The following is a 14,712-nucleotide window of genomic DNA, read 5'->3' as shown; positions in this document are numbered from 1 at the left end:
TATAAAATGATTAAGAATGTTGGTTGTAAAGCACTCTAACCATTGCCTCCTCATGGCCTTTGATATTTTCAAGACCATTTCCATCAGGCCCCCATTCATCATAAGTCATCATTATCGCTTGCTTTAGGCTCTCTGCACGATTTTGTTCCTGGTAGAATTTTTTCTTATCCGCAGGAGAATAGTTGCTAAGTTTTGAATTATTACTCGGCGATATAAGACAGAGATTACCGAAGCGGTCTACGTCCTTCATTTTCACCTTCCCGTAAGGGTCAGTTTGCGGGAAATAATGCTCCACAGAGGTTCTATACGAAAATTGAAACTCATCGAAGTGTTTCCCTAAGTGTTCAGCCCCGATGCCATCAAATTTCTCTCTGGTTGAAAGGCGTTTCCAAAGCAGATAATCGAGTCGATTAAAGATAAAGTTTTGCACCGCTGTGCCTTGATGCAAAGCATCCTCGCTAGGGTTGGCTTCATCAAAATATTGGTCGCTTAATTGCTCGAGCTTTTCGAGATAAGCTTGAGCGTCGATATGAAGTAACCCACCTTGCTCAGACAGCTCATTTAAAGTGCTCAACGCACTGTTTAACCAACGTTTATAAACCTGTGCCGGGTTCGAGACATGAAACATAGATAAGAGCATAACCAGAGTCTGATTAAGCCCAAGATCATCCTCTGTGCCAAACGAGTTCACGTAACTAAAGCTATCGTGGTACTTATTAAGAGTCAGTAGACTCCATTTTTCTTCAGCATCTCGTTTGATGATAAAGCGGTCAAACAGCACACGATATTTCAAAAGATTAAACGCAAATTCATCAGGCTTTGCTTTAAGCTGATTATCCGAATCATAAAAAGCATCCAATAGCTTTTTATCATCCAGAGTCACACTGTCATCTTGTGTGAGTTTTAACACGTGAAGTAAGAAGTTTGAAAAGTCGATGACTGAGCCAAAACGCTCATTTTGTTCTCGTCCCGAGTCATCGTCTAAATCTAAATGTCTTTTTCGGCCTGCGATAATTTGGCTGAGTGTCAGTGAAGCATCGCTTGGTTCATCTTGTGGCGATGTTTCGAGGGTAGACTTGATAGCATTAAAATCGCTTGGTAGAGTGCGCCAGTTTTTGTCGAACAATGCTTCACGAAGGTTAGCACTAAAGCCCAATTGCACATAGCGATGCATATTGGCACAGGCATCCCATATCATTGAGAAACTGTCACGACTGATTTGGTCGCTACCAAACTCAGACATAAATCGAGCCTTGAGTACTTCATGCTTTTCGAGTTGTTCACCCCTGTTGTTCATGATTTCAAAATAATGGTTGAGATCGGTATCGTGGGGGACGGTGACACGTAAAATGGTTACCTTGTCCAACAAATATGAACAGAACAAATCGATATTAAGAGGCTGCCCGTCGATCCGTTTTGTTTGGAAATATTTATCAATCACCTTGTAGGCCGACAGAATCGAAGGTTCTTCCAGCGTTCCTTTGTGACCTAGATAGAGATCATCTAGAGCTCTATCTGATTTCGGGCGACTATCAAAACCTAAGTTTAAACCAATCTGATCAAGACCATATTGTTCACTGAGCCCCACATTTTTCAAATACGCTAGCAGAATGGATAAAGTCGTGTGGCGTTGTTGCCCATCAATGGTTTCAAAGGTCTGGATATTGCTGGGTGCTGAGTTTGAACGGACGTACACAACTAGGCTCCCTAGAAAATATTGTTCCGTTTCCATATCACCTTTAGCTGCATCGCAAATATCTTGGATCAATTGTTCTATCTCAGGCGCACCCCAAGCATAATTACGCTGATAAATGGGAATGATATAGCATGATGATGGATCAAAAAGTTGTCTAATAGTTAACGGTGTTACGTCTTGATTACTTGTCATTTAAGCCTCCACTGATCATTGCTTGAATAGAGTCTTGAATCACTTTTGCCTTCGCGTAGCGCACCGTTTCAGAGTGGGGTGGCTGGAAGCTTAAAACTTGTTGTGGGTGAATGGCTTTGGCTATCACTCGAAACACGCTTTTGTAATCTCTTGCATGGTTGTCGATGGAGCTCATACCGATACTTTGCAGCTGCACGCGAAGGTAGTAGCTCCAACGGAAACAAATCTTCGCCGCGTTAAGCAGCCCATGTTCACCAAACTTATCGTAGTAATGCATCACCGCACATTTAAATAGGTTATTGACGTATTGATCGCCGCTTCTTTTGTTATGGCCAGGGTATCGCAAGTACTTTTCTGTGAAGTTTTCAAGAAGCCCTTTGTCTTTGTCGAACAGGACTTTATGAATGCCGAGGTAATGCTGAATGTATTCAAAAAAGCGTTTGCCATTAATCATCACTTGATCTACTTGGAATGGGTACGCTTTATAATGTTTATCCCACTTTCGCATTGGGTCGCCGTTATATTGCTGGATCGCATAATCTAGTGCCAGCATGGTTTCAGCATAAGCATAATGCGTGTTTTCAAGGTTAATACCCTTGAAGACATCAATGTTATGACGGCTAAATTGAATACCGTAACCACCATCGATCCAACGACGCATACGGAATAAAAAATCGCCCATAATCTGATGTAAATTAGTGCCGCTGTTTTCTGGGTTAACCCCTTCCTCCCACAGTCGAACATGATGAAGTCGCTCACTTTGTTCTGTGAACTCCATCATTTCACGAAGGTGGTAGGCTTTGAGCAAATCATAAGGCTCAAGCGCTTTACCCCGGGCGTTTTGCGAGTCAAAAAACTGGAACGCCTCGCTTAAATTGTCCAGCGTGACGACCACTAGCTCACATTTTTCTAGCACAAACGTGAGTAGCTCTTCTTTCTCCAGATTATTTAAACCCGCGAAGCGCTGAAAAATAAGCTGTGCATTATGTTGTAAATTGTCAATGGACGCTTTTGAGGAAAATGAGTGTTCCAAGAGCGTTGGCGAAAATTGTTTATGCTCATTATTTAAAGCAGAGCAAATGAGCGTCAAAGTTAATAAGCGCTGTTGGCCATCTACGATATCAAAGCTATGCTGATGTGAGTCGTTGCTGTTAAATAGCACGACTGTACCGAGTCGGTAGCGTGATTTTTCTCGATGTTGGAAAATGTCATCAACCAGTTGATTGACTTGCTTTAGTTTCCATTTATAAGGGCGCTGGTAATTAGGAATTACTAACGGCTTTTCGAGAAGATAAGCAACTTTTTCTATACATGGGGGAAATTGAATAGCCATCGTCACCCTCTCACTAAAGCTTTTAACTTTACACAATTCAAAGTTTTTGAAAGAAGTTTACTCTGCCTAAAAGACATCAATCCTTTACTCATTAAGTATCCTTATAAAGTGCGACACTGCTAATCAGGTGTAGAAGAAGCTAACTGCTGAAGTTGGTATGATTCTTCAGAACTTGTGAAGTGCCCCAGACTTAGTACACCCGTTACGATTGAAGGTGCATCTTAAAAAGGTGCATTGTCTAGCGCTCTACTCATCAGTCCCCTTTTCCATTAATGCTATGTAATGATAAGGCGAATTATCTGTATCGATATTAACACCAATAACTAAGCAAAATTTTGTATGTTCAGGCTCGAGTGAATTTAAATATGCATTCTTAATGTACTCATACCGCCTATCCCAGTTTGGATCCTTCCACAGCACAATAGCCAACGCATATTCCGAACTCATAGGTGGCCTGTAGATCAACGAGTTTGTATGCCCTTCAGTTTTCCACTCTCGATGTACAATTTTCGAAAGCACCCTAACTTGCTTGGATATATGAAGCTGGTCATCTGGCGGGAAGTGATTCAGGACTGTACCTATCTCAGTCCAGCGTGGCGATGCGCGCCTCTCAAGTTCGTTGAATATATCTTTGAACCAAGAGGAGATAGCAGGCTGCGGTTTTACTACATCGATACCAGCATCTTTGGACATATAGTATAGATCTAGAGGTTCAGACATGTCTGTAATCACAACCCTCAAAGATGAATCTTCTATTAATGCTCCTGGATTGAAAAGAGTCTTAAGATAGAATCCCATATAATCCAACTCATCCCCCGCGAACTGATCCAATCTCTGAAGTTCAGACCGCCTTGAAAGGTAATGGATAATCTGTACAGGATGTTCTAAAAAGTCAAATAAAGTTTCGAAATCAGCTAGGTTCATCGAGGGGCATGCCACAAAGTCATTTGGTATCCATCCAGTATCTTTGAACATTTGTAAATTCGACTGTAACGTGGCAAAATCCTCTAAAGACACAGACACTCTAAGGACTTTATTAATATCATTTAAGTCTACTGGCAATTTATCCATGAAGTCGCTAGCGTCTCCTTTATTTTTTCTCAAATCCTCAAGTTTTTTCTCTAGACGATGTGATTGCAAACCAGGCTCAACCAAAATTTCTTTCAAATGTCTCTTTATACGGCTAGGTGCTCCTCTTAATGCTTGCTTCGATATTCTATGTGATTTAGCTTCAATTATAATTGCGTGGGAGTCAATAAAAGCAATTAAATCAGTTTCATATAACTTCTCTCCTTGTTGCCACTTAAGCCCAGAAACAACCTGAGATTTTGGAAATCTACGCTTCACTATTTCTTCAATTTTTTTCTCTAAATAGACAGCTCTTGTTTGGTGCAATCCATCTTTGTCAAACTGCTCAATCAAATCATCTAAAGTAGCCATCGAAAAGCTAAAAAATAGTTGAGGAAGTATGCAATAATATCCACTAACAGTACTCATTATTGGTTTACCCCAAACGGGGTTATCTAAAAATAAATAATTATTTTCTACTTCACTTAACTCACCATTCTTAAATGAATATTGATTAACGATAGCGTTAACTACTTTCGAATCTATCCCAACTATCTCAGCAACCTCTTCGAAATTAATAAGAAAAATATCCGACATCCTCAGATCATAATGGGCCATGCACATTGCAAAAACCTGTTCATTTGACATTCCTGATATATCTATTTTTCTTAGAAACTCATCGGCTTTCTCTTGGCCTTGCCCTAGCATTTCATGATATTTAAAAACTAGGTTACGCTTATTTTTTGTTTGCTTCAATGCAGATAAGGTGTCAAATCGAGCGGACATTTTTTGCTCTGTTATTTGAATAAGAGCATCGAAGACATCAATAACATTAGTGGGACTAAAACCCATCTCTTTAGATATCATAGTATCGAAATTTGAATAAATCTCTTTGCAAATGGTTTTAATTTGAGAATGGAATCCCCAATTTCGGACCATTTGAGTATGCCCTCTTAATTTTTCTTGGATCATATAAATTGCTATTTCTGCATCTGATCTTTCAGATTGACTTTCTGCTATTCTGCTAAGAGCAAAATCTGAACTTAGATCTTTCAGTAAATCAATTACTTCTTGCACGGCTTGTGGAGTTACTGGATGCCAACCAAGATCATTACTAGGGATTTTTAATATAATAGCCTGCAATAACTCAACGTGAGCCTGTTGCAGCCCACCTATTGAATCACGAGAGGATATACCGTTATCACTTACACCAACAACAAGTCCATAGCCAGCAACAATAGAAACCAACGTTGTTGTGTCAAATTCTCTGCACATTCCCTCTAGTGACTTAAAAGCTTGAGTTACTTTGTCTCTGCTTTCTTGTCCAATTGTAATTATCAGCTCTTTACGTTGGTCAGCTGTAATGCCTTCAAAGGGATCTCTCATAATATGAAAGCCATTGACTGATTGGCTTTGATTTTTTTTGGTTTTTTCTATTTTTTTATTTTGTCTTTCTATAATCTTTTTTTTCTTTTGATCTCTGCGCTGTTTACTACTTTTGCTCACAATTTATACCTTATTTTTTAGAAAACAACGAACTGGACTTCCCAGAGTTTACTAGACGCTATCTATTATGGAGAATAGCCAAAGACGTCCCATCAAAAAAAAGTGATGAGTTACTCTTCTAATATGCCAATTATATGCAATTATATTTATTCATATAATTGCCCCCCCGTTAGAGGAGTTGAAGAAATCACGCCTCTTTGCTTTTTAAGAACCACTTATAGCATTGATTTTTTTGGTAATTTTCTCATAGCAAACTGCATTAGAGCACTCTCCCTTCTACGCTTTGACCATAAAACTATTTAAGCTCGAACAACTGGTCTTAGCAAGTTAGAAAACTCTGATAAAGTCCACTTTCGACTTCAGCCAGCATCGCAGACAGCTCTCAGCTATACTACATACAAGCAACCGGCGTTATTTTAAGGTGATAGACAATGGCTTCAATCAAGTTTTCAAGCATTTTTGAAGTGGTGGCAGCCAGCAACGAGGAAGCACTGAGTCTAAAGGCTCAAGCAGAAATAATTGGTGTAATCCGTGATATGGCGGCTAAAAATGGTTGGTCACATATCGAGGTCTGTGCCGAGGGAAACAGAATTATGATTAAACAGGCGAAAAGCCAAGTAAATGAAAATCGACTAAGTGAAGCAGAACTACTTGAAGGGCTAGATTCTTACACTGCTCACGCAGATGAACTGTTTCTAAATGTTGATAACGAGCTCGCTGAAGCTTTAATAGACCAGCTCAATGAATTAGAACTACCTTTTATTGTTCGATCTCGTAAAGGCGCCTAAGAAACACACAGAAAATGGAGTAAACCGTTCCTGGCAAAAGCGGCCCCCGACTTTATGACAGACCGAAAAGATATCGTTGAGGACGTTGGGCGGTTTGATCCAGATTGATTGAGCGGTTGTCTAGTCAATAGCTAGAACTAAATATCAACCCAGCTTCAATTAATCCTAGCAACCATAGGAAAATATAATGTTAGTTACAAATGAAATAACGCAAATGGCCAAAGCTATACTAACCCAGTTACCAATTCTGAATGGTATAGCGAACTCTGATGAGCACCAACAAGCCCTTATACTCTTAGAAGACTTATTAGAGAACTATGACGAAAATCTGATCATTATTGAAGCCTTAAGCAATGTCATTGCACGGTATGAGGATGATGCAGCAGAGTTTGATGATTTCAATAAACGACAGACAGCTATCAATCTAACGACGGCAACACTAACAGTCTTGATAGATCTGGGTCTAAACAATACAAATCAGGTCTGAGTTCGTTACAAGCAAAAAAATCCAACGTGTAATTATGTGAAGTTTATCTGATCGCTACACAACTGATTTAAACAACAACCCCGTGGCTAATCTGCCCTAAAAGATCTCTTACTCTATTTATTCCTTCTTTAGTAACCATAATCGACTCTGTTGACTTACCACCTAATGCCAGTGCAGGTGTTTTAATCCATGATTTCCATTTGTCTTCGTCACCAAATAGCTCTAGACCCAATTGATGACCCCTTTCATTCAGCGTTCTCATTTCAGATGCTTCAACTGCTTCTAAAATAGCGGCATAGGTGTCAGCGGGAACACATTAAAATACGGGGTTACCGTCCTTCATTACAGCAACTGGGCCGCCTTTTGATTCATTCATAACAAGATCAAGACTGCTCTCAATATCATGAATATCAATCCATTTTTCGGCATAATTTTTTCGTTTAGTGCTCATATCTCTCCCCTAACATTACTGATAAGTACAATGATGATCAACAATTTAAAGTCAAATGAGGCTAAGGTGATTTTTATAACAACACTCTACTTTGAAAATAATTTCTTACCTTGAGGAAATCGTCAAGTGAAGGGTTCTCTAACATAAACTCTCTAGCTGATTTGCCATTAAATGTCGGATGATTTATTGGCTTTTTGAAAAAATCATACTTAAATCCAGTTGGTGAACTTAGGTGAATCATCTTGTATATACTTACCAGCATCGCCAGTGTATCAATAGTTTCTTGGTCTACTTGAAGACTGTCATTAATCCGTGCGGTCTCTTTCCATTGATTCCAAGTTGAAACCGTAATACCACCTAGAAGAACACACATCTGTTCATCACATAAGTCCCAACGCTCCTGTGGACATTGTTCATCTAACCATAATACAACCGTTGCAATTATCTTGTCTGCTGGCACATTACTGGCATTTTCTTTAGTAGTTTTATCACTCATGAAACACCTCTCAATCAATCATTATAGTTTGAATTTTTTAACTAAAAGTCCATTTTTAATTTCTACACTCTGAATCAAAAAACTTTTGGCAGTTCATCCCACCTGCTCGTGTAGGCTGGCGATAGGTGTTCTCGTTTCATTGACCATTGAGGTGACACGCCTTGCGAGGCGAAGAAGACGTTGCCGAGGCCGCTGTGGTTGATTTTGTCTACGACGCTCATTAAGGCTTTTGAGTTGATTTTTGTATTATCGGCTCGGAATAAATCTTGTTGAAAAGCGCCATGTTCGTAGAAGTCTGCCAGCATCACACCGCCTTTCATATAACGAAATCCAGCACGCCAGATGCGACGGAACAACACCTCGGTGACTTCCAATAAATCTCGCGTGTCGTCAGTGGGGTTAGGCAATTCAACAGACAAAGAATTCGCATAATGCGGCTCGTCTTTAGCGTGTGGGCTGGTGCGAATGAACACATTCACCACACGGCAAAGGCGTTTTTCCCCGCGTAGTTTCTCGGCCGCACGGGTCGTGTATTTGGCGATGGCTTCCCGCAATTCCTGCTTTTCCGTAATACGATGACCAAACGACCGACGGCAAATGATCTGCTGTTTCGTGGGTCGCACACACTCAAGATCAAGGCAAGACACCCCGTTCAACTCCTGCACGGTCCGTTCCAACACCACGGAAAATTCACTTCGAATGGCTTTAGGGTTCGCATTAGCTAAATCCAACGCCGTATTAATCCCCCTCGCCTTTAACTTCGCAGAGATACGACGGCCAACGCCCCACACATCACTGACATCGGCCAATGCCAGCAAACGCTTTTGTCTGTCTGGGTCCATCAAATCTACCACCGACCCCGTCGCTGGATACTTCTTCGCCGCATGATTGGCCAACTTCGCCAGCGTCTTCGTTGGTGCGATGCCCACACCTACCGTAATGCCCGTCCATTGATCGACCTTTGCCTTGACCCGCTTGCCAAACGCCAACAAATCCACCACATGATCAACGCCCGTTAAATCCATAAAGGCCTCATCGATGGAATACACTTCCAGCCGAGGCGCCTCCTCTTCTAAGATCGTCATCACCCGATTCGACAGATCCGCGTACAGCGCATAATTCGACGAAAAGCACACAATGCCATGCTGCCTTATCGCATCCTGAACCTGAAACAATGGCACGCCCATTTTCAGCCCTAGCGCCTTTGCCTCCTTCGAGCGCGCCACCACACAGCCATCGTTATTCGACAACACCACCACAGGCGTGTGTTTTAAATCCGGCCGGAACAACTTCTCGCAACTGGCGTAAAAGTTATTGCAATCGACCAAAGCAAAGACCGTCTTCATCAGCCGCGCTCATACTTGCGAACCACGCCCGTCACCACACCGAAGATTTCCAGCTCAGACTCTTCCGTAATCTGGATCGCCTTATAGGCTTTATTCTTCGGACGAAGCAACACATTGGGCTGCAACTCCAACGTTTTTACCGTCATTTCCCCATGAATGCAGGCGATCACAATATCCCCATGACGCGCCGTTAATGAACGATCGACCACCAACACATCACCAGAATGAATGCCCACATCGATCATCGAATCACCTTGAGCACGCACATAAAACGTCGCATTAGGATGAGCGACACAGAACTCATTTAAGTCCAAGGATTTTTCAACAAAGTCCTGAGCAGGCGAAGGAAACCCCGCCGACACAGAATCCACATACAAAGGGATTCGCACACTGTTGGCCGCGATAAACGCCGCCGACTCAGACACACCAAGATAAGTCACACGCATGATCAACACCAAAATACTGTATGGATATACAGTATAGTTTTAAGCAGCGAGAATGACCAAGTGAATTTTTGTAACGGGGAGAGCTTCCGATTTTTCGACAAAAAATGGGGCGGGGTTCAGGAATGATGAACTCAAGGGTAAAGTAGCGAGATCAACCACTTATCCACGAAAAACGCTATGCTCAATAAAACCAAGAACACAATAAAGAAAGCAGCCAAAGGCCATATAAAAAAGGATTATTAGCCTTTTAACTGGAAAAAGAATATGTGACAAAAAAAGGCCAGTGATGACGAGTCAACTGGCCTTATCATTTTAGTAAATTCACTTAACTGCTCTATTTTCCTGAAGATTTACTTGGTTTTAAGTCTGGGGTATTACCAGGAGTTTTTTTATTATCCCGGCGACGCTGATCTGTTTTTCCTGTTGATTTAGCTTTGGGTTTCGGACCTGGTTTAAGAGCCATGATGATTTTCCTTTTAAGATAATTGAGTGTTTGTAAGTAATTAGTACAAATTCATTTGCACTAATTACAAACTATACATGATCATTATGATGATGTAAATAGATCATTATGGTGATATATTTGTACCAATAAAACCATGAGAGGTATGAATTATGAATCGATTAGATCAGTTACCCAAAAATGTATATGATCGATTGGAGTATTTGGAGTTTATGTTGAGATTTCGAGGCTGGATCTCTAGGTCTGACCTAACTGACCGCTTTGGACTAGGTGAGTAAGCGTTCATTCTACGCCGTTATTTCATCCCATCTTTTTGCACTCTAAACTGGACTCCGTTTTCATCTCATCACCGATAACGGAGTCCAACCCATGACCAAACCCTATACCCGTCGTTCTTCTTCTGAATGGCAACAAATCATTGACGATCAAGCCGAGTCTGGCTTATCCGCCCCTCAATACTGCGAACAGCATCAGGTGAGTTACGCCAGTTTTAGTAAATGGCGTCAGCATTTTTCGGGAACTAAAGCCTCGCCAGATTCTAGTCACTCAGACTTTATCGATCTCAGTCAGGTGCCCACTCTCTCAGGTACTGGACGTTGGAACATTACCTTGTGTTTAGGTGATGGTGTTGAGCTTCGATTGAGTCGTGACTGATGTTCCTGCCCGATCCCAATGCTAAAATTTGGTTGCATACCCAACCCACAGATATGCGTAAATCCTATCGTGGCTTATTAGGGCTGATCAAACAACACCTCAAAGAAAACCCACTCATCGGGTATTTTGTCTTCATTAACCGGCGCAAAACCCAGATGAAAATCCTCTATTTTGACACCTCTGGTTATTGCATTTGGTGTAAACGACTGTCGCAGGGGCAGTTCAATTATGCGTCATCAGAAAACGCTAAACACGCCCTAAGTGTGATTGAATTGCAGCACCTCTTAGCGGGCATAAAAGTCGAAAAATATCGTCAATTTAAACGCTACAAGCGAGCATCATGACAAGTTGGATGGTATAATCCAACCCCATGAATGACGCCACTTACCGACCTATTTTACCCTTCAAAAACATCGACTTGCTTCACACGAATGAGGTCGAAAAACTGCGTGCTGAAAACGAAGCTATGTCTTCAAGAATCCGCCAATACGAAGCGGAAGTGCACATGCTAAAGCGTGAGTTATTTGGGCCGAAAAGCGAACGTCGTACCTTACTCACACCAGATCAACAAGCCCTCGCTGATATCGTGGGTCCGATGTCAGCCGAACCAACCCGCGTAGAAGAAGAGTCTATCGTTGAGAAGGACAAACCTGAGTCTGCCAATGTTCGTGGCAAAGCGCCCAAGTTTCGTAAAGGCAATGAAATTAACATCACCGGATTGCGTTTTGATGAGTCTATACCGGTTCGTGAAAAGGTTATCTTAGCGGACGAATTACAAGGCCCCAATGCGCACGAATACGAAGAAGTCGGCTTCAAAGACGTCAGCCGCATCGTACAAAAAACCAGTGCCTATGAAGTCGTCATCACCAAACGTCAGGTGGTGAAGCACAAAACCAGTAAACAGCTCATTACCGCGCCACAGCCGGATCTGATTTTTGACAGTTCCCTCGCGGATGTGAGTTTTATCGTTGGCTTACTGGTTAATAAGTTCTTGTATCACTTACCCCTTTATCGTCAACACCAACAGCTTAGCGCTTCCGGCATCACCCTCAGTCGTGCAACGCTCACAAACCTCACCAAACGCGGGATCGAACTGTTACGACCCATTGTGGTAGAGCAACTGATTAGTGTGCTGGACAGCAAGGTACTGGCCATGGATGAGACACCGATAAAAGCCACCCGCCAGCCTGGGGTAGGCAACCAACCCGGCAAAATGAAGCAAGCGTATTTTTGGCCCATCTATGGCGAGCAGGACGAAGTGGTGTTTACCTTCTCCCAAAGCCGTGGCATGAAACACATCCAAGACTTACTGGATCATGTTTGGCAGGGTACCTTACTGACCGATGGTTATGCCGCTTACAGTCGTTACGAAGCCACCTCACCGGAGGTCACTCATGCTCAGTGTTGGGTGCACATGCGTCGTCAGCTACTGAAAGCCGAAATGGAAGAAACCGAGGCCGTCACCCACGCGCTGAACCTGATTGCCGCCTTGTACCAGTACGAAAGCCATATCAAACAGAAAGGTTGGTCAGATGAGAAAAAACAAGATTACCGAGTGCAACACAGTAAGCCCTTAGTGGATCAATTTTTTGCCTTCTGCGAAGAACAAACCCAACGGGCTGACCTATTACCAGACGATACCTGGATGAAAGCGTTGAACTACACCTTAAAGCGCAAACGCCAACTGATGGTCTTTTTGGAAAATCCAAACGTTGCCATGGACACCAACCACCTAGAGCGAGAGATAAGACCCATCCCAATGGGTAAGAAGAATTGGCTCTTCTGTTGGACAGAACTGGGCGCCGAACATGTCGGCATCATCCAAAGCTTGATCAGCACCTGCAAGCTGCACGACATCGACCCCAACGTCTACCTGACGGATGTCCTACAACGAGTCAGCCAGCATCCAGCCAAAGACATCGCGGACTTAACACCAATACGATGGAAGCAACTGTTCGCAGACAACCCGTTGAAATCGCCCTTACTCTGAGTCAGTGGCTATCAATGATAGCCCTAGAATGAACGCTTACGCTTTAACAGGCGAACTTCCGCTTCATATTGGCGGATAGTGACAGACATGGCCTCGACTTCGGCACGTAACTTATCGACCTCATTCGTGTGAAGCAAGTCGATGTTTTTAAACGGTAAAATAGGTCGATAAGAGGCATCATTCATAGGGTTGGATTATACCATCCAACTTGTCATGATGCTCGCTTGTAGCGTTTAAATTGACGATATTTTTCGACTTTTATACCCGCCAACAGATGCTGTAATTCCAGTGTACTGAGGGCGTATTTATCGTTCGCTGATTCTTGGTAATGGAACTGACCTTGAGCCAAGCGTTTGCACCAAATGCAGTAACCCGAGGTGTCAAAATAGAGAATTTTCATCTGCGTTTTGCGTCGATTAATGAACACAAAATACCCGATGAGTGGGTTCTCTTTGAGGTGTTGTTTGATCAGCCCTAATAAGCCACGATAGGATTTACGCATATCAGTGGGTTGGGTATGCAACCAAATTTTAGCATTGGGATCGGGCAGGAACATCAGTCACGACTCAATCGAAGCTCAACACCATCGCCTAAACACAAGGTAATGTTCCAACGTCCAGTACCTGAGAGAGTGGGCACCTGACTGAGATCGATAAAGTCTGAGTGACTAGAATCTGGCGATGCTTTAGTTCCCGAAAAATGCTGACGCCATTTACTAAAACTGGCGTAACTCACCTGATGCTGTTCGCAGTATTGAGGGGCGGATAAGCCAGACTTGGTTTGATCATTAATGATTTGTTGCCATTCAGAGGAAGAGCGGCGGATATAAGGCTTGGTCATGGGTTGGACTCCGTTATCGGTGATGAGATGAAAACGGAGTCCAGTTTAGAGTGCGAAAAGATGGGATGAAATAACGGCGTAGAATGAACGCTTACCTAGGTGAAGCTGCCGCTACGCGCGATATTCGTTTATATAAAGAGTTATCACCAGATAATTTAAAACTAAACCAAAGCTCGAAAAAGTATGAAATATTGGATGATGGCTTCCACCCTATATTCGCCCTTCCAGTCCAATCTGCGCTTTCAAAATTACGCAAACGCAATATTTGTGATGCGCTTGGCATAAGTGGTTCTAACGGCTCTTTCAGCCCTGTAAGATTAGTTCTTCCTGATGTGGATCTATTGGCGACGATTACTCGAGCCATTTCTGTGGGTGCCCAACTTAGGACTGTTTATCGCTCTGTAAAGAATGGGCGGTCAGTAAAAAATTTGGTTCCTCACGCATTATTTGATAACGGTATTCATTGGTACATGAGGGCTTTTGATCTCGATAAAAATAGTTTTAGATCCTATGCTTTAACACGAATCTGCAACGCTCATATTGATCGGCAAGTTAACGAGCACCCCGATTTAAAGCTAAAGGATTTTCAATGGAGTCGGATGGTTTCGGTAGAGTTGACACCACATCCTGATAGAAAGAATGTTCCTCACCCTGAAACTATAGAATATGATTTCGATATGAAGGATGGCGCACTCAAACTCATGGTAAGAGCTGCGGTAGTGGGCTATTGGCTACATTACTGGAATGTAGACTGCACGGAAGATCATAGCTTAAAGGGGTATAATTACCAGCTATGGTTGCGTAATCATCAGACTTTGTATGATGTTGAGAGTCGCGGCATTGCACCTGGTCTATCAACTTACGATCAAGATTAGCATTTTTTAAATAAACGTCAGTGCATGCTACATATTAGGGAGGGGCAACTTAATTTTAAGCAATATTGGGATTAATATCTC

General features: G+C 42.4%; 18 protein-coding genes. 6 read left to right on the top strand and 12 right to left on the bottom strand.

The features are described 5' to 3' along the window. Positions 1-10: 10 nt before the first annotated feature. The 3 genes from AC0VYI_RS11850 to AC0VYI_RS11840 all read right to left on the bottom strand — a co-directional run bounded on the left by AC0VYI_RS11850 (position 11) and on the right by AC0VYI_RS11840 (position 5,795). Positions 11-1,888, bottom strand: coding sequence for a DUF262 domain-containing protein (locus AC0VYI_RS11850; protein ID WP_475449527.1), 1,878 nt, complete (start codon positions 1,886-1,888; stop codon positions 11-13). Next, a complete protein-coding gene (locus AC0VYI_RS11845) occupies positions 1,878-3,221 on the bottom strand; it encodes a DUF262 domain-containing protein (RefSeq protein WP_475449526.1) in 1,344 nt (447 codons plus the stop codon). The genes AC0VYI_RS11850 and AC0VYI_RS11845 overlap by 11 nt, the downstream gene beginning before the upstream one ends. A gap of 246 nt (positions 3,222-3,467) precedes the next feature. Further along, the gene (locus AC0VYI_RS11840) at positions 3,468-5,795 is read right to left on the bottom strand and encodes a hypothetical protein (RefSeq protein ID WP_475449524.1); all 2,328 of its coding nucleotides are present in this window, start codon (positions 5,793-5,795) and stop codon (positions 3,468-3,470) included. A 431-nt stretch (positions 5,796-6,226) separates the two neighbouring features. Here AC0VYI_RS11840 and AC0VYI_RS11835 point away from each other — a divergent pair, with 431 nt between their 5' ends. Next, positions 6,227-6,583 (top strand): hypothetical protein, encoded by a 357-nt coding sequence (locus tag AC0VYI_RS11835; protein WP_475449522.1) that lies wholly within the window; start codon positions 6,227-6,229, stop codon positions 6,581-6,583. Between the two features lie 187 nt (positions 6,584-6,770). Continuing rightward, positions 6,771-7,070 (top strand): hypothetical protein, encoded by a 300-nt coding sequence (locus AC0VYI_RS11830; RefSeq protein ID WP_475449520.1) that lies wholly within the window; start codon positions 6,771-6,773, stop codon positions 7,068-7,070. A 67-nt stretch (positions 7,071-7,137) separates the two neighbouring features. Here AC0VYI_RS11830 and AC0VYI_RS11825 read toward each other — a convergent pair whose 3' ends face one another. From AC0VYI_RS11825 to AC0VYI_RS11800, 6 genes are all read right to left on the bottom strand, one after another. Next, the gene (locus AC0VYI_RS11825; protein ID WP_475449518.1) at positions 7,138-7,302 is read right to left on the bottom strand and encodes an antitoxin Xre/MbcA/ParS toxin-binding domain-containing protein; all 165 of its coding nucleotides are present in this window, start codon (positions 7,300-7,302) and stop codon (positions 7,138-7,140) included. A gap of 84 nt (positions 7,303-7,386) precedes the next feature. After that, entirely contained in the window at positions 7,387-7,521 is a 135-nt protein-coding gene (locus AC0VYI_RS11820; protein ID WP_475449516.1) for a hypothetical protein, read from the bottom strand. A gap of 73 nt (positions 7,522-7,594) precedes the next feature. Next, on the bottom strand, positions 7,595-8,017 hold the full coding sequence (locus AC0VYI_RS11815; protein WP_475449514.1) for a hypothetical protein: 423 nt from the start codon (positions 8,015-8,017) through the stop codon (positions 7,595-7,597). A gap of 74 nt (positions 8,018-8,091) precedes the next feature. Continuing rightward, positions 8,092-9,363, bottom strand: coding sequence for a translesion error-prone DNA polymerase V subunit UmuC (gene umuC / locus AC0VYI_RS11810; protein ID WP_475449512.1), 1,272 nt, complete (start codon positions 9,361-9,363; stop codon positions 8,092-8,094). Beyond that, positions 9,363-9,809: a translesion error-prone DNA polymerase V autoproteolytic subunit gene (umuD, locus tag AC0VYI_RS11805; protein ID WP_475449510.1), complete on the bottom strand. Its 447-nt coding sequence runs from the start codon at positions 9,807-9,809 to the stop codon at positions 9,363-9,365. The genes umuC and umuD overlap by 1 nt, the downstream gene beginning before the upstream one ends. A gap of 334 nt (positions 9,810-10,143) precedes the next feature. Continuing rightward, entirely contained in the window at positions 10,144-10,272 is a 129-nt protein-coding gene (locus AC0VYI_RS11800) for a hypothetical protein (RefSeq protein WP_261599301.1), read from the bottom strand. Positions 10,273-10,641: 369 nt separating this feature from the next. Between AC0VYI_RS11800 and tnpA (AC0VYI_RS11795) the strand changes: the two genes are divergently transcribed. Genes tnpA (AC0VYI_RS11795) through tnpC form a run of 3 tightly spaced genes read left to right on the top strand, consistent with a single transcriptional unit; the run spans position 10,642 to position 12,916 of the window. Continuing rightward, positions 10,642-10,926, top strand: coding sequence for an IS66 family insertion sequence element accessory protein TnpA (gene tnpA / locus AC0VYI_RS11795; protein ID WP_475443557.1), 285 nt, complete (start codon positions 10,642-10,644; stop codon positions 10,924-10,926). Then, positions 10,926-11,270, top strand: a complete 345-nt coding sequence (gene tnpB, locus AC0VYI_RS11790; RefSeq protein ID WP_067021190.1) for an IS66 family insertion sequence element accessory protein TnpB — start codon at positions 10,926-10,928, stop codon at positions 11,268-11,270. The genes tnpA (AC0VYI_RS11795) and tnpB (AC0VYI_RS11790) overlap by 1 nt, the downstream gene beginning before the upstream one ends. A gap of 26 nt (positions 11,271-11,296) precedes the next feature. Next, positions 11,297-12,916, top strand: a complete 1,620-nt coding sequence (gene tnpC, locus AC0VYI_RS11785; RefSeq protein ID WP_475443559.1) for an IS66 family transposase — start codon at positions 11,297-11,299, stop codon at positions 12,914-12,916. Positions 12,917-12,939: 23 nt separating this feature from the next. Here the strand turns inward: tnpC and AC0VYI_RS11780 are convergent, their stop codons facing one another. The 3 genes from AC0VYI_RS11780 to tnpA (AC0VYI_RS11770) are packed head-to-tail and all read right to left on the bottom strand — an operon-like array spanning position 12,940 to position 13,756. Beyond that, positions 12,940-13,101, bottom strand: a complete 162-nt coding sequence (locus AC0VYI_RS11780) for a hypothetical protein (RefSeq protein ID WP_475443561.1) — start codon at positions 13,099-13,101, stop codon at positions 12,940-12,942. A 26-nt stretch (positions 13,102-13,127) separates the two neighbouring features. Next, positions 13,128-13,472 carry an IS66 family insertion sequence element accessory protein TnpB gene (gene tnpB / locus AC0VYI_RS11775; protein ID WP_475444461.1) on the bottom strand — a complete coding sequence of 115 codons (345 nt, stop codon included), beginning with the start codon at positions 13,470-13,472 and terminating at the stop codon, positions 13,128-13,130. Next, entirely contained in the window at positions 13,472-13,756 is a 285-nt protein-coding gene (gene tnpA, locus AC0VYI_RS11770; protein WP_475443565.1) for an IS66 family insertion sequence element accessory protein TnpA, read from the bottom strand. Before tnpA (AC0VYI_RS11770) ends, tnpB (AC0VYI_RS11775) begins: the two co-directional genes overlap by 1 nt. Positions 13,757-13,839: 83 nt before the next feature. On the opposite strand from tnpA (AC0VYI_RS11770), the gene AC0VYI_RS11765 reads away from it, so the two are divergent. Then, the gene (locus AC0VYI_RS11765; RefSeq protein WP_475449508.1) at positions 13,840-14,631 is read left to right on the top strand and encodes a WYL domain-containing protein; all 792 of its coding nucleotides are present in this window, start codon (positions 13,840-13,842) and stop codon (positions 14,629-14,631) included. Positions 14,632-14,712: the final 81 nt, after the last annotated feature.

The organism is Marinomonas sp. 63XJN7_9_ISO-PGPR-S23-217, assembly GCF_056173515.1.
This window is presented reverse-complemented; position numbering and strand designations above follow the sequence as displayed.

Coding starts and splice junctions, on each gene's coding strand:
- AC0VYI_RS11850 (WP_475449527.1), bottom strand. CDS start 1,888: ATGACAAGTAATCAAGACGTAACACCGTTAACTATTAGACAACTTTTT.
- AC0VYI_RS11845 (WP_475449526.1), bottom strand. CDS start 3,221: ATGGCTATTCAATTTCCCCCATGTATAGAAAAAGTTGCTTATCTTCTC.
- AC0VYI_RS11835 (WP_475449522.1), top strand. CDS start 6,227: ATGGCTTCAATCAAGTTTTCAAGCATTTTTGAAGTGGTGGCAGCCAGC.
- AC0VYI_RS11830 (WP_475449520.1), top strand. CDS start 6,771: ATGTTAGTTACAAATGAAATAACGCAAATGGCCAAAGCTATACTAACC.
- AC0VYI_RS11820 (WP_475449516.1), bottom strand. CDS start 7,521: ATGAGCACTAAACGAAAAAATTATGCCGAAAAATGGATTGATATTCAT.
- AC0VYI_RS11815 (WP_475449514.1), bottom strand. CDS start 8,017: ATGAGTGATAAAACTACTAAAGAAAATGCCAGTAATGTGCCAGCAGAC.
- umuC (WP_475449512.1), bottom strand. CDS start 9,363: ATGAAGACGGTCTTTGCTTTGGTCGATTGCAATAACTTTTACGCCAGT.
- umuD (WP_475449510.1), bottom strand. CDS start 9,809: ATGCGTGTGACTTATCTTGGTGTGTCTGAGTCGGCGGCGTTTATCGCG.
- AC0VYI_RS11800 (WP_261599301.1), bottom strand. CDS start 10,272: ATGGCTCTTAAACCAGGTCCGAAACCCAAAGCTAAATCAACAGGAAAA.
- tnpA (WP_475443557.1), top strand. CDS start 10,642: ATGACCAAACCCTATACCCGTCGTTCTTCTTCTGAATGGCAACAAATC.
- tnpB (WP_067021190.1), top strand. CDS start 10,926: ATGTTCCTGCCCGATCCCAATGCTAAAATTTGGTTGCATACCCAACCC.
- tnpC (WP_475443559.1), top strand. CDS start 11,297: ATGAATGACGCCACTTACCGACCTATTTTACCCTTCAAAAACATCGAC.
- AC0VYI_RS11780 (WP_475443561.1), bottom strand. CDS start 13,101: ATGAATGATGCCTCTTATCGACCTATTTTACCGTTTAAAAACATCGAC.
- tnpB (WP_475444461.1), bottom strand. CDS start 13,472: ATGTTCCTGCCCGATCCCAATGCTAAAATTTGGTTGCATACCCAACCC.
- tnpA (WP_475443565.1), bottom strand. CDS start 13,756: ATGACCAAGCCTTATATCCGCCGCTCTTCCTCTGAATGGCAACAAATC.
- AC0VYI_RS11765 (WP_475449508.1), top strand. CDS start 13,840: ATGAACGCTTACCTAGGTGAAGCTGCCGCTACGCGCGATATTCGTTTA.